The sequence below is a fragment of the Phycisphaerales bacterium genome (assembly GCA_016716475.1).
Lineage (GTDB): Bacteria > Planctomycetota > Phycisphaerae > UBA1845 > Fen-1342 > JADJWG01.
This window is the reverse complement of sequence record JADJWG010000001.1, coordinates 105,014-127,298: the sequence shown is the minus strand read 5'-3', so window position 1 is coordinate 127,298 and position 22,285 is coordinate 105,014. Positions and strand designations below refer to the sequence as shown.

The window sequence follows — 22,285 nt, the reverse complement described above, 5'->3', positions numbered from 1 at the left end:
GGAAGTACCCTCTGCGGTGTTGAGTTGGACCAGAGACAGCGCGGTCGTGCTCGGGGTGCTGACGCCTGAGGGGCTCGGGCAATTACTGCTGTGGTTCCTGGTCGTGGTGCTGCTGGCGTTGGGGGGCTTCGTCGCGGCCATGGCGGTACGGCGCTGGGCGCACCGGGAAGCGGCTGGGGAGAACTTTACGTTTCAGGATCTGCGCGAACTGCGTACGCGGGGCGAGATCAGTGAGCGTGAGTACACCGCGATGCGTGCGGCGTTGCTGGGTAAGTTGGATGCGGAGGGCGCAGCAGGGCGCGAGGTAGACCCGGATGGCGGGGCGGAGACGCGGAGCGCCGGACCCCGCGACCCCCACAACAACTGATCGGGGGCGGGAACGGAGGGATTCCGCGGTATCAGCGCGGGCGCAAAGGGTGTCTCAAGGACGGGAGCAGCCAGCCATTTGCGACCGATGATAGAGGAGCGGTTCTGCGCCCCGGCCCGACCACATGCGTTGGAATTGGTGCCGGTGGCCGCTACAATGAGGCGGTGTGGTGTGACGACAGCGGGAGTGCGTGCCCGGCGTCGGCGAACTCCGCCCGTGCGTGCTGAGGAGCGTTCATGAGTGGAAGTCGTGGGACAACGGGCAATCGTGGCGGCCGCCGGTCGAGCGTGTGCAGCTTCTGCGGCAAGAGCCACCGCGACGCGGGCCCGATGGTGGAGGGGGCGAGCGATGTGTTCATCTGCTCCTCCTGCATCGAGCTCTGCCACAACCTGATCCGCGAAGAGCAGCGGCGGGCGGGCAAAGGCCGCACGACACTGAAGACGATCCCCAAGCCACGCGAGATTTATGACTTTCTCAACCAGTACGTGATTGGTCAGACGCACGCGAAGCGGGCATTGTCGGTGGCGGTCCATACGCATTACAAGCGTCTCGCGCATGCCGATGCGATGACGAGCGAAGACGTCGAGATCGACAAGAGTAACATCCTGATGATCGGGCCGACGGGCGTGGGCAAGACTTTGCTCGCGCGTACCCTGGCCCGCATTCTGAACGTACCGTTTGCGATCGGTGATGCGACGACGCTGACCGAGGCGGGGTACGTTGGGGAAGACGTCGAAAACATCCTGCTACGCTTGTTGCAGGCCGCGGACTATGACATCGAAGCGGCCCAGCGTGGCATCGTCTACATCGACGAGATCGACAAGATCGGAAAGACCTGGAACAACGTCTCCATCACGCGCGACGTGAGCGGTGAGGGTGTCCAGCAGGCCCTGCTGAAGATGCTTGAAGGCACCGTCAGCAACATTCCGCCGCAGGGTGGTCGGAAACACCCTGAGCAGCAGTACATTCAACTGGATACGACCAACATCCTGTTCATCTGCGGCGGCACGTTTGTCGGCCTCGACAAGATCGTGAGCAAGCGGCTGGGCCGGAAGAAGATCGGGTTCAATTCCGAAGGGCGGGATCAGGACGAACTGCGCGACTTGGGCTGGCTGCTGGACCAGGTCACGCCCGATGACCTTATCGAGTTCGGGATGATCCCCGAATTCGTCGGTCGCCTCCCGATCATCTGCCCGTTGCAGCCGCTGGACGTGCCGGCCCTCATCCAGATCATGACCGAGCCGCGCAACGCGATCTGCAAGCAGTACCAGAAGCTGTTCGAGCTGGAGGGGGGCAAGCTCGAGTTCAGCCGCGAGGCCCTCGAGGAGATCGCCCAGCAGGCCCTGCAACGCGATACTGGGGCGCGGGCGCTGCGCAGTGTGACGGAAGAGTTCATGCTGGACTGCATGTTCGAACTGCCCGAGTTGAAGCAGGGCACTACGTACAAGGTCACGCCGGAAGTGGTGCGCGGGGAAGCGGACCTGCTTGCTCCGGGACGATTGCGAAAGGAATCGGCCTAGAAGCAATCTCCATCTCCCTCTCCCCGTTGGGGAGAGGGCGGGTGAGGGGCGCTTTCAGCGGAGACGGGGACCCACCCGCAAGCCCGGCCTACGAAGGCGCGGAGTTTCAGGATCGATCGCAGATCCCCTGGTGCGGGTCGTTTCTCTTTGCACGGGCAGCGCGGCCAGTGCTTGGTACCAGCCACCGTCACACCGGAATCGCTGACACTTACTCGCAGATGCTCACGACACCGCGAATTTCCGGCACTGCCGCGCGCAGGTGTCGTTCCACCATGCGTTGCAGGGTGACTTCCGCCTGCAAGCAGCACCCGGATTCCAGGCCGAGGATTCGGATACGAGCCATGCCATCCTTCACGCCGAGGAATTCGAGGTCGCAGCCGTCCGGGCGTATGAACGGGCGATAGCTCTCGATCGCATCACGGGCACGCTCGATCACATCGTTCGCCGGCGCGCTAGTGGGTAGTCCGTTCATGACATGTCTCTCCCGGCGAGCCGTTGGCACGCGAGCTAGCAACTCGCGTAACGCCCCGCGGTAATGAAATGCTCCCTCACTTCAGAGAGTAGCGGTCAAAAAGCGGCAAGGCAAACCAGACCCCAAGCGATTCCGTGTGTCGCTCGCGAGGTGAAACGGTTCACACGCTGCCGCGTCACATCATGGAACTCATCGACCGAATCCTCCTGCTCTGTGTACATAATCGGAGCTGCAAAGGCAGGACCCCGGCCAGCGCTGGCCGGGGTCCAGGTGGCCCCTCCCAGGGCCCAAACGCATCTCGCAGCGCTGTCGCTGTCGGACTCAAACCACGGGTCTCAGCACACACACATCCTTGCGCAAGGGGCGACGGTGTCCAGGCCGGCGGTGATGCGGAGCAAAAGGTGATTCAGGTGAATCTCCATTGCTTGTATAGCCGCGGAGCGCTGGCCGGAGCTTGAACCGGTGCGAACCCGCAGCTCGCCTTCACTCGCAGGTAAGTAGGTCGTGCAAGATGGCGATCTGTCAGAAAGTGCCGTGGTTTCGGCTATCGGGAAGTAGGCCGGTGACCCGGTGACCGCGCGCACCGCGAGCCCCGGCCGGGTTACGACCGGGGCTCGCAGCAAGTGCGGCTTTGCGATCCGCCGAAGCGGGTTCGCACGATGGGTGCTACGGGCAGGTACTCACACAGGGCGGCGGCGGGGCCTTGAGGAGCGCGATGAACGGCGAAATGTCGGCGAAATTCACCACCTGGTCGCCGTTGGCATCGCTGTTGCGATACGGGCCGAAGCCGCCGGCGATGTTGCAGTTCCAGTTGCCCGCGTTGCCGGCCTTGATCGCCGCGATGAAGGGCGATATGTCAGCGAAGTTCACGACACCGTCGCCGTTGGCATCGCCGGGGCACGCGGTCGGTGTCACGATGATCTCTTCAGAGAACTCGTAGGCGCCGATATCGACGATCGGCGGGGTTCCGACACCCGTGTCGACCGTGGCGGGATCATCGAAGAAACGGGCATCGCCATTGCGGTCGATCGGGATCAACTCGCTCACATCGTTATCGCCGTCGAGGTCAAACAAGTCGAACGGCAGGGCATTGTTGTCCCCTGCATCGATGCAGGGAGAGCCCGCGTTGATCCGCAGGTCACCATGGGCGACGTCGACAAAGACCGGATCGGCGTCGATGTTGCCGGACTCCCAAAGTACGAAAACATCTCCAGGGTTGGCCTCGGTAATGCTGAAGGCCGCCTCCCCGCCCTGCAGGTTGTTGTAGGCGAAGATCGCAATTGCGAAGTCGGCGAGTGCAATCTGGTTGCCGCCGTTCGCGGCGGTATTGCCCCAAGCGAGGCAATTGGCGATGGTGATGAAGGCGTTATCGCTGATCGCGAGCGCACCGCCGACAGCGGTTGCCGAGTTGCCGCCAAAGGTGCTGTTCTTAATGTTACCGCCGGCGACGGTACCGATCGCACCACCCTCCTCGCTCGTGTTGCCATAGAACACGCAGTTGACGACATCTTCGAGCACATTGGAGGTCGCGGTGCTGGCGATCGCGCCGCCGTAGAGCGTCGCGGAGTTGCCGGTAAAGGTGCAATTAAACGCCCGCAGCGCGGTGTTGGAAGTGAGCCGCAGCGCGCCGCCATACGTGCCCGAGCTGTTGTTCTCGAAATTGCAGTTCACAAAGACCTGATCTTTGGGCAGACCGGACCCCGCAAGCCAGACGGCCCCGCTCCAGTAGGCGCTGTTGTTGCGGAACGTCGTATCGCGAACGACCACGCTCGCCGGAAAGTTCGAAGTGGCCCAGCAGGCGATGGCGCCGCCGTAGCTGTTCGGGTTCTCTGTCGGCTGACCCTGATCATCCAGGAAGATGCCGATGGCCTCGTTTCCCTCGAAGAGGCAGTCGGTAATGACCGACGGGGTACCCTGCACGATGAAAATTGCACCGCCGCGGCCAATGCGGTCGGTATTGTCCCGCAGGGTGGCGTCGGCGATGTTGTTGCGGAAGACGCAGCCGGTGAAGTTCGAAGCGCTGGACTCGGCGCTGTAGAAGGCCCCGGCCCGCCAGCGGGCGAAGTTGCCCTCGAACAGGCAGTCGACGAAGTGCTCCTCCGTGAACGCGGTGCGAATGGCGCCGCCCGCCTCGGTCTCAGACCGGTTGCCGAGGAAGCGGCAGTTGTTCCACTGGATCGTCAGGAAGCGGTTCGCCGTCGTCCGGGCTGCGCCACCCTGCGTCTGACACACGTTGTTGATGAAGTCCGTGTTGGTGATCGTCGCGGTCAGCGGGACGGGGTTGCCGCCCGAGGTGAGGCCGATCAGGCGCAGCGCGCCACCGCCCACGGCGGACGTGTTTGCGGTGAAGGTGCAGTTCTCAATCACCGTCGTCTCACAGGCGGAATAGACGGCGCCACCATCGGCGGCCGCTGCCGTGGTGGCGTTGCCGGTGAAGGTCGAATTGCGGATCGTGAGCGTGGAAACCCCCACGGAGGCGATCGCACCACCCTCGTTGGCCTGGGCGGTGTTGCCGGTAAACGAGCAATTCTCGATCAACACGTTGAATGTGCCGGTCGTTCGGATGGCGCCGCCGTTCGCGCCGGCGGTGTTGTTCACGAAAGTCGAGTTCGTGATGGTGAGTGTTGCGCCGTTGACCGACACGGCCGCCCCGCGGAACGCGAGATTGCCCTCGAAGTGGCAATTGCTGATGCTGGAACTGGCTAGGCCCTCGAACATCAGGCCGCCGGCGTAAAAGGTGTTCGACGTGTTGTCGCGGAATTCGCAATTCTCGAAGATTGGGGAGGGGCTTCCGTTCACGTACGCCGAGGCGCCCTGATAGCGGCACACGTTGTTCACGAAATGCACGTTCGCAACCGTGGCGGCGCTGCTGAAGGCCTGCAGGCCCGCGCCGTTGCGGTGGGGATCGGCGACATCATCAGCGTTACCGCGCGTCACCGTGAAGCCGTCGATCCGCGCGCTGTTGGTGCCGAGCAGCGACAGCACGTGGTAGCTGTTGTCCGCATTGTCATTGGCGACGCCGATATCGCCGCTCAGGATCGTGCCGTTGGTCGCCGGGTTCGAATTCCGCTGACTCAGCAACGTCTCCGTGCCGGTGAAGCCGCCGTACAGCTCGACACCATCGCCGACTACGAAACTGTCGGCCCGGAGGCCGCTGCCGGCTGGGTTCAGATCCGTGCGGTCGGGGTAGTAGGTTCCGGCCGCGACCCAGACCTGGTCGCCGGGCTGGGCGACCAGCAGTGCATCCTGAAGATGCGCATACGCGGTTGCCCAGGTGGTACCGTTACCGCCGGCAGGGGCGCCGGCCCGGACGCGCAGCACGGCAGCCGAAGCGCTGGCGGCCGCAAAGGCGACGAAGGTGATGGTCAGGATGCATTTCGTACGCACGCTCATTCTCAATCCTCCTCCAGCCACTCGATCCAATCAGTTGTGGGAACGCCGTGGCCCGGCCACACAGCCCATCCGGGTTGCATTAATCGCGCGCACGTGCGCGCCTGAAACCGATGTGAAGCGGCAAGTGAACCAGAATGGCTCTCGGCTGCCGCCGATGCGGACATCGAAGCACCTGCACCCCAGCGCAGGCACTCCTCCTTCTGCGGAGGGCGTGAGAAGGGATCGGAACTCACGCCCGCCTTGCCAGCTTCCATTATGCCGCATCGGACGGGTGGGCTCAATGGAATTTCGATCTGTGGCGGGTGGACAATCGTGCAGCCGGGGAGTGGCGCCGCCGGGTAGTGGGAGAACTGCGAACCACCGCGGGCCCCCATCCTCGGCTTGCACTTCCGTTTGATGTCAGAAGCTTGGCCGGGGTTTCCCGTCCACCGGCACGGCCATCCAATTCCAGATCATGCTCCGGCGAAGAATCACCGCATCGTAACGCGGGTTGTCGCGAAGCTGTTACGCACTGGCAGGCATGCCCCCCATTTGGTGCTTCGGTGCCTTCATCAAGCCCGGGTGGATTCTCCACCCTGGCAGGAAAATCGAACGACCGTCCGAGAGTCTGGGGCTGAGTAGGCAGTGCGTGCCGGTATTAGAGGGCTGCGGACGCTGCGGGGCGGTCACAGGGCAGCAACGTTTGAAGCCCCGTAACCAGCGGTGTAGAATGCGCTTACAACCCCAGAACGAGTGCGTTATGAACCCGGTGGACGTGCCCACGACAACCGCCTTGCTAGCCGGTCTGCATGAAGACGGGAACCGCGCGGCGTGGGGTGAATTCGATCGGCGCTACCGTCCGATCCTCGTCGGGTTCCTGCGCCGCATGGGATTGAACGAGGCCGATGCGGCCGACGTCGCCCAGGAAACGCTCACGACCTTTGTCGAAGACTATCGCAAGGGGAAGTATGACCGTGAACAAGGACGATTGCGGTCCTGGCTGATCGGAATTGCGAGATTTCGGCTGGGAGATCTGCGCCGGGCCGTCGGCAAGCGGCGCGTCCTGCGCGGCGAGTCGGCGCTGGCGGCCTTGCCGGATGATTTCGACGCCGAGGCCGTGTGGGAGGCCGAGCAACGGCGAATCATTTTTGAGCAAGCGGTGACGGAGCTGCGCGCCTCCACGCGTTTGAGCGAGCGCACGATCCGGGCGTTCGAGCGGGTGGTCCTGGGGGGGGAGCCGGTCGAGCGGGTGGCCGTGGAACTGGAGTTGACACCGCAGGAAATCTACAACGCGAAGAACCGGGTAGTGAACCGGCTGCGCGAGATTGTCCAGCGGTACGACGAAAGTCCCCTGGGCGCCTGAGTCATGTCCACGGTACCCGCACACTGTCTGTCCGTGGAAGTCCTGGAGACGCTGGCAGCCCGTGGCGCCGGTGACCAGGAAATGCAGGCACACCTCTCGGTGTGCGTGATGTGCCGCGATAACCTGGCGCGCATTCGTGCCGACAACGAGTTCCTCGCCCGTTTTGCAGCCGGCGGGTTGTTGCCTCTGAGCAGCCCGGCGGGGCCGGTAGCGGCATTCGAGATTCCCGGCTACGAGATCAAGCGCGAACTCACCCGGGGCGGGCAGGGCGTGGTGTATCTGGCTGTGCAGCGTTCGACAATGCGGGAGGTCGCGATCAAGGTCACACGGCAGGGCCCCGGCGCGACACTGGCGGACCGCACGCGCTTCGATCGCGAAGTGGAGTTGTTGGGCCGGTTGAACCATCCCAACATCGTGGCGGTGCACGATGCCGGTGTTGTGGCCGGCTGCCAGTACTTCGTGATGAATTACGTTGACGGGGTGCCGCTCGATGAAGCCCTGGCGGCCCTGCAAGCTGCGCGGGTTGCTACCCATGCATCCGTCCCACCGACGGCGCGCGCCACGAGCGCCGCCGCGACGACCGCCACCCGTGCCAGTCGGCCTCTCCATCACAGTGCCCTGGAATTGTTCATCAAGGTGTGTGATGCCGTACACGTGGCGCACTTGCGCGGGGTGATTCACCGCGATCTGAAGCCGAGCAACATCCGCGTGGACCGGCGTGGTGAGCCGTTCGTGCTGGATTTCGGCCTGGCAAAGACCCTGGACGCGAGCGCGGACTCGGCCATGACGCGGACGGGCCAGTTTGTGGGTTCACTGCCGTGGGCCTCTCCGGAGCAGGTCGAGGGGGCGAGCGCGCGCGTGGATCTGCGGACCGATGTGTACTCGCTCGGAGTGCTGCTGTTTCAACTCCTCACAGGGGAACTGCCTTTCGACCCGGGCAGCAACCTGCGCACCGCGGTCGATAGTATCCTGCACCGCGACCCGCCGCGACCAAGCGTGGTGGCGGCGGCGCGTGGCGGTCTGCCGGTCGATGATGAACTCGATACGATCGTACTGAAGTGCCTCGCGAAAGAACGCGACCGACGTTATCACATCGCCGGCGAACTGGCCCGTGATTTGCGCCGCTATCTTGCCGGTGAAGCGATCGAGGCAAAACGTGACAGCGCCACCTACATGTTGCGCAAGACCTTGCAGCGCTACCGCTGGCCGGTGGCGTTCGCGTGTGTCGGCGTGGTACTCCTGACCTTGTTCGGGGGGGTGATGGCCGTGCTGTACCGGCACACGGCGGTGCTTGAGGCCGCGACGGGGCGGCAGGCGCAGGCCCTCGCCCTCGCCTTGTCCAAGAGCACGATCGAGCGGGCCCGGCTGCTGGGTGCCGGCGGCAACATGAGCAGTGCCGAAGCGCTGCTGTGGCGGGAATCTCGCGCGCACCTTCCGGACACGCCGGTGGGTCGACAGGTACACTGGGCGCTCTGGGAGCTGTACGCGCGCAACCCATGCGTGGGGACTTGGGTATCGGGGGCTGCCGTACCGCACCTGCCGGGTTTCGGGCCCGACGGCACATTGCGCTGCGTTGACAGCGCGGGGCGCGTGCTGACCTGGTCGCTGGCGGAGAGTGCACCGACGGTCGCGGGTGTACTTGCAGCGCTCCCCAACGTACCGGTGCTGGCGGTGCAGGGGGACACGTTGCTGGTGCGTGACGGCGCGCTGGCACGCAGTTGGAATCTCCGCACGGGACACCGTGGCCAGGAGTACCAGGCCGGAGACGAGCCGCTCACCTGTCTCGCGCAATCCGCCGACGGAGCGCGCGTCGCGTTGGGAACGGTGGGCGGAACCATCCACCTTTTCGACACCGCTTCCGCAACACTTCTGCACTCGTGGGTCGCGCACGGAGCGAGTCTGGGGGCGCTGTGTTTCAGCGTGGACGGCAACCGACTCTATTCCTGTGGCTATGACTTGCGGCTGTGCGTGTGGGATGGGCGCAGCGGGGCCGCGTTGGAAGAGCAGCCGATCACCGAGCCCCAGCCGCGCGTGCAGATTGGCAACCTCACGCTTTGTCCGGACGGCACACGGCTCGCGCTCTCCCTGCGCTGGTCGGTACTGCTGTTCGATGCCCAAACGCTGGCTCCGCAGGAGGTGCTGGGGGGCTCGTTGGGCGCCATCCAGCGGCTGGCTTTTACATCCTGCGGCCGGTGGTTGGCGGCGGCGGGAGCGGACAAGCGCATCTTGATCTGGGATCTCGAAACCGCCGCGGTCGTACGGGTTCTCGCGGGTCATGCCGGGGCCTATACCGGACTGGCCTTCAGTCCGGACGGCGCGTATCTGGCCAGTGCGGCAACAGACCGGATGTTGCGAGTGTGGGAGACGGGACTGGGGAGTGAATTGCCACTTGGTGTAGCGGCGGCGCTCACGACCGCGCGCGCCATTCAGGAAATTACTGTTGCGCCGGATGGTACGGAAGTTCTCGCGGCTGGGGAGGACGGTGTGATTTGGGCTTGGAATCTGCGCCGGGACGGGGAGCCGCGGGCCTATCGCGGGCATACCGATGTCCCGTACAGCGTGGCCTTCGCGCCCGATGGCCGACACTTCGCCAGTTGCGCGAACGACGGCAACCTGCGGATCTGGGATCGGGCGGTGGATACCCCCGCAGTCACAATCAACCTGCGGGAGACGATCGTACGCGGCGCTGCGGGGAACGGAGTCCGACCCTACAGTCCACAAAGGGTTGCGTATGCACCGGATGGAGTCACGTTGGCGATCGGTGGCGACGATGGCATGATCCTGCTTTGGGATGTGGCGGCTGAGCGGGTGCGGGCGACACACGCTGCCCATCGAGGGCGGATCACGGCGTTGCTGTATACCCCAGCGGGCACGGAGCTCGTGTCGGCGAGCATGGATGGCAGCATCGCCGTGTGGGATGCGCGTGATTTTCGGCTCGTGCGGCGCATTCCCGCCCATGTTGGAGGAGTGCGTACACTCGCCCTGAGTCGCGACGGTCGGTCCATGGTCAGTGGTGGCGTTGACGCGACGGTTCGCCGGTGGGAGTCGGACACCGGGGTCGCGCTGTGGGCCGCCTCGGGCCACCAGCAGGATGTCTTCGCGGTACGCTTCAGTCCGGACGGTACCCTCGTGGCCTCCGGAGAGCGCGGCCAGGTGGCGGATGGGACGTCAGTCATCATCCTCTGGGATGCCGAGAACGGCAGCGAGCTTCTGCGGTTGGCGCGCCACGCCGACATGGTGTTCGCGCTCGATTTCTCCCCGGACGGGCGCTATCTCGTCTCCGGCAGTCGGGACCAGCAGCTACAGGTGCATGACTTGCAGTACTTCGAGCGCCACATCACGGGTAATGCGGCCGTGCTTTCCGTCTGGAACGCCGCGGCCGGCGAGGAGTAAGCGCCGCGCCGCCGTGCGGATTCACACGGCGGGCTCACGACTGCGCAGGGCAAGCAGCACCAGCGCGACCAGTTGGGGTAGATCGAACTGCGCCGCGTTGAGGACGAGATCGTACTGGAGCGGATCGTTCGCACGCGCTCCGAACTGTCGGCGCAGGAAGCCGGAACGCTCTTGCTGGATGCGTTCGACCTCGGTGCGGGCCTCGTCCATGGTGAGGTTGAAGCGGGCGGCCAGATTCTCGGCACAGTAGGTGAGCGGCGCGATCAGGTGGATGCGCAAGCCGCGGTGGTGCGGCAGGATCAGGTGCGCACCGCGGCCGACGAAGATCGCCGGGCCCTTGCGCGCGAGCGCGAGAATGGTCTCGTGGAGGCGGTGCGCGTAGTGAGCGGTGCTGGCGCCTTCGGCCACGAGCCAGCGCAGCGTGTCCTCGACCCAGCCGACATCGCGCTCGTCGAGGTGCTCGAACAACTGGGCGCGGATCGCATCGTCGCCGGACATGGCCTGTAGAATCTCGCGGTCAAAGACCGGCCAGCCGAGTTCAGCGCTGAGGGCGTTGGCGAGCCGTCGCCCGTCGGCGCCGACCATGCGCGAAATGGTGATGAAGGCGTGGAGTTCAACCTTGTGCGCAGGTTCGGGTGCGGGCGGCAGGGCACGCGCCAATTCCCAGTTCCGAAGTTGTCGTTCAATCAGGCGAGCCACATCCATGTCGGGTGGAGTTCCTGGCGGCGGCATGCGGCACCTCCAGTAGCAGCCCCCGGTTTCGGACGGCTGGCTGAGGCGCCAGCTCTCTCGATATTATAGTCTCGTAGTCTCAATCAAGCGGCGGGTCTGAGGGTGCACGCGGGTACCGGGGGACCAGGCGGCCGCCCGCGGGACGGACTGGGGCGGGTGGAAACAGCACCGCCGGGGGCGGCCGGCACGTTGCGCTCCGGCACCGTGCCATCCGGCGGGACTACACCCAGTGTACCATCGTTGGGCGGCGTTGCGGGACGAATGGGGCCGCCACCACCGGCGTCATCGTCGGGTTCTCATGCTTGAGGCCATAGATGGTTGCGAAGCGGCGGAAAGCGTCCGTGTTCCGCTGATACCCGCCGAATAACTCCGCACCGGGCCTGCTCCGAGCAGGTTTCGGCGGCTGACCTTGTTGCGGTGCATTTTGTGTTTCTCCTTCCTACGAGACGCGCGACCGCGCCAGGTGTTTCAAAATCCGGCGGCACCCTAACCGGGGCGATTGAGCATCGGGCTAAGGAACAGGCAAATGTCGGCCAGGCCAGGTGGGGGAAGGGGTCAGCCGTGGCACCCCATTCGCGAAATGGATCGGTGGCGGTAGACTGCCCGCCTTGCGCTGCGTCGGGCGCGGCGCCCTATCGTGAATGAGGATCTGCTCATGTCTTTGATTCCCCGCCTGTCTGCCGTCGTCCTCCTGCTGCTGGCCGTCGGACTGTCGGTCCCCACAGCCCGGGCGGACGTTCAGCCGCACGCCCGCATGCTTCAGTCCCCCGACGTCAGCGCCACACACATCGTCTTTCGCTACGCCAACGACCTGTGGATCGTGCCACGTTCCGGCGGCGTCGCGTCACCCTTGGCCAATCCGGCAGGTGTCGAGTGGTTCCCGCGCTTCAGTCCCGACGGCCAGTCCATCGCGTACATGGCCAACTACGACGGGAACACCGACCTTTACGTCATTCCCATCACTGGTGGTGTGCCCCAGCGGGTCACCCATCACCCGGTGACCGAGATGCTGAGCGACTGGACACCGGATGGGCGTCTCATCTTCCACGCACAGCGCGTGCAGGACAGTCTTTACTTCGAGATGTTCACCGTAGCTGCAACCGGTGGCCTGCCGGAGAAGCTCCCGGTGCCCTACGGCGGCAACGGCACTATCAGCGCCGACGGCGTCTGGCTGGCGTATACGCCGAGCGTGGCGGACCAACGCACCTGGAAGCGTTACAAGGGTGGCATGCATGCCGACGTGTGGGTCTTCAACCTGCAGGACCACTCCGCGCGCCGGCTGACCGACTGGAGCGGCACGGATTCGTTGCCGATGTGGCATGACGGCAAACTGTACTTCGTATCCGATGCTGGATCTGATCACCGGCTCAACCTGTGGGAGTATGACCTGGCGACGGACCAGCAACGCCAACTCACGCATTACAAGGACTTCGACGTGCGCTGGCCGGCGATGGGACCCGGAGCAACCGGTGAGGGCGAAATCGTATTTCAGCTCGGGTCGGAGCTCTACCTTTTCGACTTGGCGACAGAGCAGCCCACCGCAGTCCAGGTGACCATACCGGGGGATCGTCCGACCTTGCGGCCCCAACGTGCCAATGCCCGTGAGAACATCGACAGTTGGGGGCTGTCGGCGACCGGGAAGCGGGTTGTGCTGGCCGCGCGCGGGGACATCTGGAGCGTGCCGGCAAAGGAGGGGGTGCCGCATAACTTCACCCGCACGAGCGGTGCGGCGGAGCGCGATCCGGCCTGGAGTCCGGACGGTCGGTGGATCGCGTATTTCTCCGACGAGACCGGTGAGTACCAGCTCTACGTGACTTCATCCGATGGTAAGGGCGCGGCCCGGAAGCTCACGGACCTCGGCGCGGGCTTCCGGCTCATGCGGGGCTGGTCGCCGGACTCGAAGCACATTGCCTTTGCGGACAATTTTGGCACGTTATACCTGTGCGCGGTGGAGAGCGGGGAACTGACGCAGCTCGAGCGCGAACCGTCCGGCAACGCCCCGGGCCTGAGCTGGTCGCATGATTCCCGCTGGATCGCGTATGCCCGCACGGGTGCGAATCGGCAGCGGGCGCTTTGGCTGTACGAGGTTGAGACCGGTGTGAAGCACCAGGTCACGCGCGGCATGACGGACGAGAACGCCCCGACGTTCGACCGCAAGGGTGACTGGCTCTTTTACACCAGCAGTCTCAACGTCGAGGCGCCGATCTACAGTGCCATGGATGAATCGTTCGTGTATGCGAGCACCGGGGCGCTGCTCGCGGTGCCACTGCGGGCCGACGTGAAACATCCGTGGTTGCCGAAGAACGACATGGAGGAGTGGAAAGACGACAAGAAGAAGGAAGACGAGGGGCAGCATGATGAGATGAACGAGTCCCCGGCGGACGACGATGAAGCTGCGGAGTCCGCACCGGGAAACGACGCCGACCCGGACGATGAGACTGGCGCTGACTCCGCTCCGGCCACTGCGCCGGCCACCCAGCCCGACGATGCCAAGAAGAAGGATGGCGAGAAACAGCCGCGCGAGAAAGTGGAAATCCTGCTGGAGGGCTTCGAGGCGCGGGCCATCGTGCTGCCCGTGGGACGCGGCACCTACTACGGCCTGGCGGTCAACGATGAGAATCACCTGCTTTACCTGCGCCGCGGCCCGCCCGGGGCGCGCGATGGCACCGAACTCAAGATCTTCAACCTCGGCGATGAGAAGAAGGAGGAGAAGACGGTGCTGGCAGACGTCGGCGGATACGACCTGTCAGCCGACGGCAAGAAGGTGCTCGTGCGCAAAGGCAACAAGTTTCACATCGTCGAAGCCCGCGCCGGGCAGAAGACGGACGAAGCCGTCCCGGCGGACGAGCTGCACGTGCTGATCGATCCGCGCGCGGAGTGGCGCCAGCTCGTGCGGGATACCTGGCGGATTTTCCGCGACTACTTCTACGTCGAAAACCTGCACGCTGTCGACTGGTACGGCCAGTACGAGCAGTACGCCGCCCTGCTGGACGACTGCATTTCGCGTGACGATGTGGCCTACATCATTCGGGAAATGATCAGTGAACTCAACGTGGGGCACGCGTACTACCACGTCGGTATGCACGAAGCGGCGCCCGTGTCGCTTTCGGTGGGTCTCCTGGGGGCGGACTTCGCCCTGGAGAATGGGGCCTATCGCATCGCGCGGATTCTCGGCGGGGCGCCCTGGGATGCCGATGCGCGCAGCCCGTTGGCGCTGCCTGGAGTCGATGTGAAGGTCGGTGAGTATCTGCTGGCGGTCAACGGCGTACCGCTGGATCCCACGCGCGATCCATGGGCCGCGTTCCAGGGCCTCGCCGGGAAGACCGTGCAACTCACCATGAGCGCCACGCCGACGATGGACGACGAGGCCCGCACGGTGCTCGTGCAGCCGCTCGACTCCGACGCGGGGCTGCGCTATCGCACGTGGGTCGAAACGAAGCGCCTTTACGTTGAGGAGCGAACCGGGGGACAGGTGGGCTACATTCATGTACCGAACACCGGCATCCAGGGACAGAATGAGCTCTTCCGGCAGTTCCAGGGTCAGATGCACACGGCCGCGCTCATCATCGACGAACGCTGGAACGGCGGCGGTCAGATTCCGACGCGTTTCATCGAACTGCTCAACCGTCCCCAGTTGAACGCCTGGGCGGTACGCGCGGACATGGATTGGCCGACGCCGGGTTTCGCCCATTTCGGTCCCAAATGCATGTTGATCAACGGTTGGGCCGGGTCCGGCGGCGACATGTTCCCGGCCCTCTTCCGGCAGGTGGGCCTCGGTAAGCTCATCGGGGCACGCACATGGGGGGGCCTCGTCGGCATCAGTGGTAACCCGCGACTGATCGATGGTACGGGGATCAGTGTGCCGACTTTCGGCTACTACAAGCTAGACGGAACCTGGGGTATTGAAGGTCACGGCGTCGATCCCGATCTGGAGGTCATCGACGACCCCAGCAAGATGGTGGCCGGCGGCGACCCGCAACTCGACGCCGCGATCGCCCACCTGCTCGACGAAGTCAAGCGTAATCCTTACGTACCACCGACCCGCCCGGCCGATCCGGATCGCCGTGGAATGGGCATTCGGCCGGAGGATCGCTAGGCCGAGGAGTCGGCTGTCTGCGAAGTGCACGCTGGCGGGCGCCCGCGGACGATGCGCGGGCCCCACCATTACCGGCCGTGGTGTACTGGCGTGCCGGGCCGGTTTTCCGTTGTTTTCATTGTTTCCCGACCCCGACGGCATGGTACTATGGCTTCAGTGAGGCCGAAGCGACCGTCCACTTCTTTCATTGGCGGTCTGCGTGGTAAGGGAGCTTCCGCATGCTCTGTCGAAAGATGGTGCGACGCCGGCCTGCCCATGCCTTCACGCTCATTGAGCTGCTGGTGGTCGTCGCGATCATTGCGTTGCTGATGTCGATCCTCCTACCCGCACTCGGCCAGGCGCGTGAGCAGGGAAGACAAGCGGTATGCAGCAGCAACCTGCGACAGGTGGCCATGGGGTTCAACTCGTATGCCGCGGACTGGCAGGGTTTCCTCCCCGGCGGTGCGTTCGACCGCCACCGGGAATGGCTCGGGACGGCCAACTACTCGCTGAACACCACCAACTACAATCTTGCCTACGCCAATGCAGAAGCGGCACCGCAATCCGGTACGATCTACTCCTACGTCGGCGAGCAGGACAAGGTCTATTTCTGTCCGAACCACAAGGCCCTGCCGGAGGACCGTTCGACCGGCCTGAAGCGCTACAGTTACACCGCACCGCTCGTGATGGCCGGCGCCCCCATACACCTCCCGCGGCGCTGCCTGCTGCTGACGCATCCCGGCCGGACCGGGCCGCCCCTGAACCGCTGGGAGTACGCGACCCGCTCGGTCTTGCCGCCACTCGTGGTGGAGGAGGATACCCGTTACTTCCTCGAATATGTGCGCGACAGCGGCTGGTCCAATTGGGACAGCATCTCGACGCGGCACCGCGGCCGGGGATTCATGGCGTTCCTCGATGGTCACGTTGAGCGGATGAACGTGTCGAATGGTCGACAGCCGAACGTAGAGGACGATTTTTACCGCTTCAAAGCGTTGAACGGGTGGTTGGCAGTGGGCCACAAGCATGTGAACCTGGGGAATTACCAGGATCCGACACTTTCGGCCAATGACCCGGTTCTGGGTTTCAAACCGGTTCGGATGGGGTACTTGCGCAAGTATTACGACGCGCGCATCGCACCGAACTGAGCCACCGCGCCGCTCTCCCGTCGTCCATCCTCCGACGCCGTTGCCGCCGGGGTGGCTAGGTGGGTTCACCGAAGTCAAAGGTCATGCGATAACCCGTCCGCCAGAGCGGATATTCGACCTGGCAGCGATAGCCGACATAGTCGGCTGGGTTCAGGTGGCGCGATTGGAATAGGAAGTGCAGTAGTTCGCGCTGTCGCGCATAGGCCGGTGAATCGGTTTGCTTTAATCCACCGCCGAGCACCTCCAGGCGGGGTCCGGTCGCGAACCGGGTCTGCCAACGTTCGCCTACGGTTGCAGCAAAATCCGGGCGCCACAGGTGAACATCGACTCCGGGGATGCACCGACGCGCCACGTCGCGGTGGAGGAAGACGTCAAGCAACAGCCAGCGCACCGGGAAATTGACCAGCGCCCAGACTTCCTCCATGAAAGGTGGCGCGGTCAGGGGATGTGCCATGCGCCCGCGCAGGCCGAAAACAAGATCGCAGGCGCCGTGTGAGCCCGTGGAGGGGTCCACGGTCTGGACGAGAAACTCATTCGGCTGTCGTGCTCGGACAATAGGCGGTGGGTCAGACGAGAACAGGCGCAGCAGTTCTGCCGGCACACTGTCGGTGGCAGGTCCGGGGGCAAGGGGGTGGAAGCGCCCGAGTTCCGCAACGTCGTCGGCCGCTTCCAGGCCGGCCGTTGGGGTTGCGAAAACATGGAAGGTAAGTGGGACTGCGTCTTCGCGCGCCACGTGCTGAATCAGTCCGTGGGCACGCGTCTGCTCCAGTCGATCCGGACGCGCGGACGGCTCGAAGATATGTACCGCGAGCCAGGTCTGGGACTGCCGCCCGGTGAGGGCCGCTGCGGCAGTAAACAACTGCCGGGCGTGGGTCTCGTGTTGCTCCGCGGGGGGGGGCTCGTGGGCATCGGCCGCGCTGATCCGCGCCAGAAGTTTCGCGCGGCTACCCGCCAGGCGCCGCAGCACGTCGGCGTAATCATCGACGGCAGCGTTTAACAGGCGGGCGGCCTCCTGGATTTCGTTCGCTTGTGCCCAGCGCAGGCGGGCGGCCTCCACCAGGCCACGCAGGCCGGCGACCCCCGGAAGCTGGCCCACGAGTTCAACCCCGGGGTAGGGCTGGTTGACCGCGGACACGGCGCGCTGGCAGGTCGTGCGCTCGACCTCGAGTGATCGTGCGAGTCCGCTGGCGGACTGGGCATCGACTGGTAGAGTCGCCAGCAGCCCGCGCAGGTCGCGGTGCAGGGCGCGCAAGGCCTGCTCCAGTGCGGCGAATTGGGTATCGTCAAGCGGGCGTTCGACGGGAAACGTGGCGGGGACGCCGGCCGGAGTGTACCCGGCGCCGCGGAGACTGGAAGCGGCACGTGGAAAAGAAGCGCTTGACATGATCTCAGCATATGCTCAGAATGTGCTCAGCACAAGTGGTCATCGCTTGAGTGCGGTAGAATTCGTTCGAGCGCCGGCATCGGGCCGCCGCGCGGAACACCGTCTGGAATGGAGTCTTTCAGCGAAGGAGAGGCAGATGCGTCGATTTCAAATTCTGGCAGCCGTGGTTCTGGGGTTGGTGGTTGGGGTGGCGCCGGCCAGTGTGACGACTTTTGAAGATGGGCACGAGGGTTGGGGTTTGTTCTTCGGGAATGACGGTGTGCTCGGTGACTTCATCGAGCCGAGTGGCGGTAATCCAGGCGCGCACCTGCGCTGGGCGATGGTCGACACCTTCGGGGCCACACTGCGAAACGACAGCAACCCTGCGACGATCGGTGACTACTCGCGGTTCGGCCAGCCGGTGCGTCTCGCGGCCGATGTGAAGGTCGATTCGATCACGTTTTTCGGGACGGAAGTGCCACGCAACCTGATTGTCGAACTCGTGCACTACAACCCGCCGGGCAGCAACTACCCGTGGGTGAGCGTGTGGTATAACCTCGGTGAGATTTCGGCGGCGAACACTTCCGAGTGGACGAATTTCGAGATTGTCATCACCGATCCGACTGCGACCACGCTGCCGGCGGGCTGGGGTGGCACCGGTGACGAGGATCCGAACACTTTCGAACCGATCTTGCCGCCGGGGCGCACGTTCGCCAGCGTGCTGGCGAATGTGGACGAAATCCGTTTCACGACTTTCGAGCCGGGCTGGTTCTACGGCTTCACGAACTTCGAGTTGCGGTTCGACAATGTGACCGTACAGGCCATTCCGGAGCCGACGACGCTCGCATTGCTGGGACTCGCGGGGCTGCTGGGCTTGCGGCGCCGCTAAGTGGAAGGGCGGTCTGGGGTGCGCCGGGGGGCGCGCTCCAGGCCCGCAATCAGGAGGGCGGGGGGGCCATGGGACTCGACACGGTTCAGACGGGGCGATACCGTGCCGTGAACAAGCCCCTACGTGTGCCCGTACCAGGAACACGCCATGTCCCCACGCGGTTCCAAGCCCACCAGCGAACGTAATCCTGCCCCACAGAAGCGCGCCGCGCACTGTAGCTTCTATACCCTGAGTGTCGTGGCGATTGTGTGCGCGGGTTTCCTCACTGCCCCGGTCATGGGGGCGTATTGGCTGCGGGCCAGCCAGATCGGGTACCTGCCCGACGATCCCAAGATCGCGCTGTTATCGAGCGACGAGCCCCTTACCGGCGTATTCCACGTCGGCGAGTATTCTGCGGACATCGGCCCGGATTGCGGCGCGTGGGGTCCCTTCGCCCACAATTATCGCCTCGATTTTACCGCCCTCCGCACACCAGGACGGTACACCGTGCGGTTCAACCAGGCGGAGTCGCTACCGTTTTCCATCGGTACCGATGCGTACCGAGACGTGCCCGACAAGCTGCTCGAATTTATGCGGCTGCAGCGCTGCGGCGACAATCCGGTCACCGGCGAGCAGTGCCACCAGCGGGATGCGATCGATGCGGAGAGCGAACGTACGCTCGATCTCACGGGCGGTTGGCACGATGCCGGTGACCGCATCAAGCACATGATCACGACTTCGTACTGCGTGGCGGCACTGCAACTCGCTGGGGCGGTCGACGAAGCTGGGCATGGTGCCGCCCTGCTGATCAAGATTCACCCCGACGCCGACACCGTGTACGTGCAAATTGCGGATGATCGGGACCACGCTCCGCCCGATCGCCTCTGGCACGATGATGAAAGCGACTACGGCTGGGGACCGGGCGGGCCGCGGACGGCATGGCCGGCGCTGGGCCGCCCGCAGGGACCGAAATACCAGAACGAATCCACCGGCGTCTCCAATCTTGCAGGCCGCAGTGCGGCGGCGCTGGCGTTGCTGGGTCAGATCGAGCCGGCGGAGTCGCTCTATCGGCTGGCGCGGGCGCGCCTGGGAACGGCGATGTCGGTGCCGGTCAAGGCACCGTACTACTACGGCGAACGCTCGTTCTACGACGATCTCCAGTGGGCCGCGACGGAACTTTACATCGCCACGCGTAAGCCGGAGTACCTGCGACAGGCGCTCGAGTATGCCGACCGCGCCGGCGACAGCGAGTGGATCGGCTGGCGAGAAGGTACGCGGCCGGTCGTTTCGACGACACCCGCTGCGCGACCGGCAGTACCAGCGACCACCCAGCCGGCAACTACGACGCAAGCGGGAACGACGACACGACCGGCGGGACCGGCCCGCCACGGTCACTACGAGTGCTTTCCCTATGTGAACCTCGCGCATTGGCGCCTGTATCCGCATGTCGATGCGGCGGACCAAGCGCGGCTGGCGGGCTACTATCGTGCGGCGCTGGAGCGTGTCCGCGTGCTTGCCGAGGAGAACCCCTATCGGCTCGGCACCCCGCTGGTGTGGTGTTCGACGAACAACGTCATCGCCGTGGCGACCCAGGCGGTTCTGTACGAACGCATGACCGGCGATCGGCAGTTCCGCCCGCTCGCGGCGGAGTGCCGGGACTGGATTTTCGGCCGCAATCCTTGGGGCGTGTCGATGGTGATCGGCGTACCGGCAGAAGGCGATGCCTCGAGCCGGCCGCACCACCTGTTCTGGAAGCTGAAGCGGCACCTGCCGGTGGGCGGGCTGGTGGATGGGCCGGTGTACAAGGATATCAATGACAGTCTGAAGTTTGCACCCTTCGGCGAAGACCGGCTGGCCCGGTTCCAGTCCGAGGCGGGGGTGTTCCACGACGTGTTCGAGGACTTCTCGACCAACGAGCCGATCATCGACGGCACGGTGGCGTTGCTGCTGCTGATAGCCAATTGGGAGCTGCCGGCGGCGGAGTAAGGGGGGGCCTGCGACGGGGGGCGCGGAGCACTGGCCGTGGGCGGGGGATGTGCTACCATGCGCCTGTTCGGATCGGGCCCCGCATTTCTGTCTCAGCCAGGAGAATCTCCATGTCCACCCGGCAGGCGCCCCGCGCCAACGTCAAGATCGGTCCCACCCGCCTGCTGATCAACGGTGAATGGGTCAACGCCGTTAGCGGCAAGACTTTTACTACCCTCAACCCCGCGACCGAGGAGGTGATCGCCCAGGTTGCCGAAGCCGACGCCCCTGATGTGGAGCTCGCCGTGCAGGCCGCCCGCCGCGCGTTCGAATCCGGCCCCTGGCCGCGGATGAACGCCAGTGAGCGCGGCCGGCTGATGTACAAGCTCGCCGACCTGCTCGAGCAACACAGCGAGGAACTGGCCCAGCTCGAATCGCTCGACAATGGCAAGCCGCTGGCCGACGCCCGCGCCGCCGACCTGCCGCTGACCGTGGCGTGCATCCGCTACTACGCCGGCTGGTGTGACAAGATCCAGGGCAAGACCATCCCCGTCGACGGCCCGTACTTCTGCTACACGCGGCACGAGCCCGTCGGCGTCTGTGGCCAGATCATCCCGTGGAACTTCCCGTTGCTGATGCAGGCCTGGAAACTCGGCCCGGCGCTCGCAGCCGGTTGCACCGTCGTGATGAAGCTGGCCGAGCAGACGCCGCTCAGTGGCCTGCGCGTGGGCGCGCTGATCCAGGAGGCCGGCTTCCCGCCGGGAGTCGTCAACCTGTTGGCGGGCTACGGGCCGACGGCCGGGCAGGCCCTGGCGCGGCACATGGATGTCGACAAGGTCGCCTTCACCGGCTCCACCGAGGTCGGTCACCTGGTCATGAAGTACGCCGCCGAAAGCAACCTGAAGCGCGTCACGCTCGAACTCGGCGGCAAGAGCCCCAACATCGTCTTTGCCGATGCCGATCTCGATGCCGCGATCGATGGCGCCCACTTCGGTCTGTTTTTCAACCAGGGGCAGTGTTGTACGGCCGGCTCGCGATTGTTCGTCCAGGAGCCGGTGTATGAAGCCTTCGTCGAAAAGATGGTCGCGAAAGTGCGCGGTCGCAAGGTCGGTGACCCGTTCGATGAGGGCACTCAGCAAGGTCCGCAGGTCGACCGTGATCAATTCGAGAAGGTGCTCGGCTACATCGCGTCCGGTCAGGCCGACGGTGCGAAGCTGCTCTGCGGCGGCGAGCGCGTCGGCCAACGCGGCTACTTCGTCGCGCCGACGGTCTTCGCCGAGGTGCAGGATGACATGCAGATCGCCCGCGAGGAGATTTTTGGCCCGGTGATGAGCATCATCCGCTTCCGCGATCTCGACGAGGTCGTGCAGCGCGCCAACCGCACCCCGTACGGGCTGGCGGCGGCGGTATGGACGCGCGACATCGGCAAGGCCCACGCGATCGCTGCCCGGGCCCGGGCCGGCACGGTGTGGGTGAACTGCTACGACGTCTTCGACGCGGCCGCCCCGTTTGGCGGCTTCAAGCAGTCCGGCATCGGCCGCGAGAAGGGCGAGTACGGACTGAGCAGCTACACGGAGGTCAAGACGGTGTACGTGAAGCTGTAAGGCGCGCGGCCCAGGCCGGGTGGCGCAGGCAACCGGCCTTGCTGCA

Annotated in this window: 13 protein-coding genes; 9 read left to right on the top strand and 4 right to left on the bottom strand. The window is 64.8% G+C overall.

The genetic code is table 11. The features are described from left to right. Positions 1-19: 19 nt before the first annotated feature. Both IPM18_00515 and clpX read left to right on the top strand, forming a co-directional pair. Positions 20-367 carry an SHOCT domain-containing protein gene (locus IPM18_00515; GenBank protein MBK9118081.1) on the top strand — a complete coding sequence of 116 codons (348 nt, stop codon included), beginning with the start codon at positions 20-22 and terminating at the stop codon, positions 365-367. 236 nt (positions 368-603) lie between these two features. Then, a complete protein-coding gene (gene clpX, locus IPM18_00510; GenBank protein MBK9118080.1) occupies positions 604-1,887 on the top strand; it encodes an ATP-dependent Clp protease ATP-binding subunit ClpX in 1,284 nt (427 codons plus the stop codon). A 208-nt stretch (positions 1,888-2,095) separates the two neighbouring features. Here clpX and IPM18_00505 read toward each other — a convergent pair whose 3' ends face one another. Together IPM18_00505 and IPM18_00500 are read right to left on the bottom strand one after the other, a co-directional pair. Continuing rightward, positions 2,096-2,359 (bottom strand): NifU family protein, encoded by a 264-nt coding sequence (locus IPM18_00505; protein ID MBK9118079.1) that lies wholly within the window; start codon positions 2,357-2,359, stop codon positions 2,096-2,098. A gap of 666 nt (positions 2,360-3,025) precedes the next feature. Continuing rightward, on the bottom strand, positions 3,026-5,752 hold the full coding sequence (locus IPM18_00500; GenBank protein MBK9118078.1) for a right-handed parallel beta-helix repeat-containing protein: 2,727 nt from the start codon (positions 5,750-5,752) through the stop codon (positions 3,026-3,028). Positions 5,753-6,491: 739 nt separating this feature from the next. Between IPM18_00500 and IPM18_00495 the strand changes: the two genes are divergently transcribed. Together IPM18_00495 and IPM18_00490 are read left to right on the top strand one after the other, a co-directional pair. Continuing rightward, positions 6,492-7,094: an RNA polymerase sigma factor gene (locus tag IPM18_00495; GenBank protein ID MBK9118077.1), complete on the top strand. Its 603-nt coding sequence runs from the start codon at positions 6,492-6,494 to the stop codon at positions 7,092-7,094. Between the two features lie 3 nt (positions 7,095-7,097). Further along, positions 7,098-10,487: a protein kinase gene (locus IPM18_00490; GenBank protein ID MBK9118076.1), complete on the top strand. Its 3,390-nt coding sequence runs from the start codon at positions 7,098-7,100 to the stop codon at positions 10,485-10,487. A gap of 21 nt (positions 10,488-10,508) precedes the next feature. Here the strand turns inward: IPM18_00490 and IPM18_00485 are convergent, their stop codons facing one another. Continuing rightward, positions 10,509-11,219 (bottom strand): cytidylate kinase-like family protein, encoded by a 711-nt coding sequence (locus IPM18_00485; GenBank protein MBK9118075.1) that lies wholly within the window; start codon positions 11,217-11,219, stop codon positions 10,509-10,511. Between the two features lie 655 nt (positions 11,220-11,874). Here IPM18_00485 and IPM18_00480 point away from each other — a divergent pair. Together IPM18_00480 and IPM18_00475 are read left to right on the top strand one after the other, a co-directional pair. Beyond that, positions 11,875-15,315, top strand: a complete 3,441-nt coding sequence (locus tag IPM18_00480; protein ID MBK9118074.1) for a PD40 domain-containing protein — start codon at positions 11,875-11,877, stop codon at positions 15,313-15,315. A gap of 233 nt (positions 15,316-15,548) precedes the next feature. Continuing rightward, positions 15,549-16,439, top strand: coding sequence for a type II secretion system protein (locus tag IPM18_00475; GenBank protein ID MBK9118073.1), 891 nt, complete (start codon positions 15,549-15,551; stop codon positions 16,437-16,439). 55 nt (positions 16,440-16,494) lie between these two features. Here the strand turns inward: IPM18_00475 and IPM18_00470 are convergent, their stop codons facing one another. Next, on the bottom strand, positions 16,495-17,823 hold the full coding sequence (locus IPM18_00470; GenBank protein ID MBK9118072.1) for a hypothetical protein: 1,329 nt from the start codon (positions 17,821-17,823) through the stop codon (positions 16,495-16,497). Positions 17,824-17,959: 136 nt separating this feature from the next. On the opposite strand from IPM18_00470, the gene IPM18_00465 reads away from it, so the two are divergent. From IPM18_00465 to IPM18_00455, 3 genes are all read left to right on the top strand, one after another. Next, complete coding sequence (locus IPM18_00465) at positions 17,960-18,691, top strand: PEP-CTERM sorting domain-containing protein (GenBank protein MBK9118071.1); 732 nt, start codon at positions 17,960-17,962, stop codon at positions 18,689-18,691. 147 nt (positions 18,692-18,838) lie between these two features. Continuing rightward, on the top strand, positions 18,839-20,656 hold the full coding sequence (locus tag IPM18_00460) for a glycoside hydrolase family 9 protein (protein MBK9118070.1): 1,818 nt from the start codon (positions 18,839-18,841) through the stop codon (positions 20,654-20,656). A 110-nt stretch (positions 20,657-20,766) separates the two neighbouring features. Next, positions 20,767-22,239, top strand: coding sequence for an aldehyde dehydrogenase family protein (locus tag IPM18_00455; GenBank protein ID MBK9118069.1), 1,473 nt, complete (start codon positions 20,767-20,769; stop codon positions 22,237-22,239). The last annotated feature ends 46 nt before the right edge of the window (positions 22,240-22,285 follow it).

Coding starts and splice junctions, on each gene's coding strand:
- IPM18_00485 (MBK9118075.1), bottom strand. CDS start 11,219: ATGCCGCCGCCAGGAACTCCACCCGACATGGATGTGGCTCGCCTGATT.
- IPM18_00495 (MBK9118077.1), top strand. CDS start 6,492: ATGAACCCGGTGGACGTGCCCACGACAACCGCCTTGCTAGCCGGTCTG.
- IPM18_00460 (MBK9118070.1), top strand. CDS start 18,839: ATGTCCCCACGCGGTTCCAAGCCCACCAGCGAACGTAATCCTGCCCCA.
- IPM18_00500 (MBK9118078.1), bottom strand. CDS start 5,752: ATGAGCGTGCGTACGAAATGCATCCTGACCATCACCTTCGTCGCCTTT.
- IPM18_00505 (MBK9118079.1), bottom strand. CDS start 2,359: ATGAACGGACTACCCACTAGCGCGCCGGCGAACGATGTGATCGAGCGT.
- IPM18_00490 (MBK9118076.1), top strand. CDS start 7,098: ATGTCCACGGTACCCGCACACTGTCTGTCCGTGGAAGTCCTGGAGACG.
- IPM18_00470 (MBK9118072.1), bottom strand. CDS start 17,823: ATGTCAAGCGCTTCTTTTCCACGTGCCGCTTCCAGTCTCCGCGGCGCC.
- IPM18_00475 (MBK9118073.1), top strand. CDS start 15,549: ATGGTGCGACGCCGGCCTGCCCATGCCTTCACGCTCATTGAGCTGCTG.
- clpX (MBK9118080.1), top strand. CDS start 604: ATGAGTGGAAGTCGTGGGACAACGGGCAATCGTGGCGGCCGCCGGTCG.
- IPM18_00455 (MBK9118069.1), top strand. CDS start 20,767: ATGTCCACCCGGCAGGCGCCCCGCGCCAACGTCAAGATCGGTCCCACC.
- IPM18_00465 (MBK9118071.1), top strand. CDS start 17,960: ATGCGTCGATTTCAAATTCTGGCAGCCGTGGTTCTGGGGTTGGTGGTT.
- IPM18_00480 (MBK9118074.1), top strand. CDS start 11,875: ATGTCTTTGATTCCCCGCCTGTCTGCCGTCGTCCTCCTGCTGCTGGCC.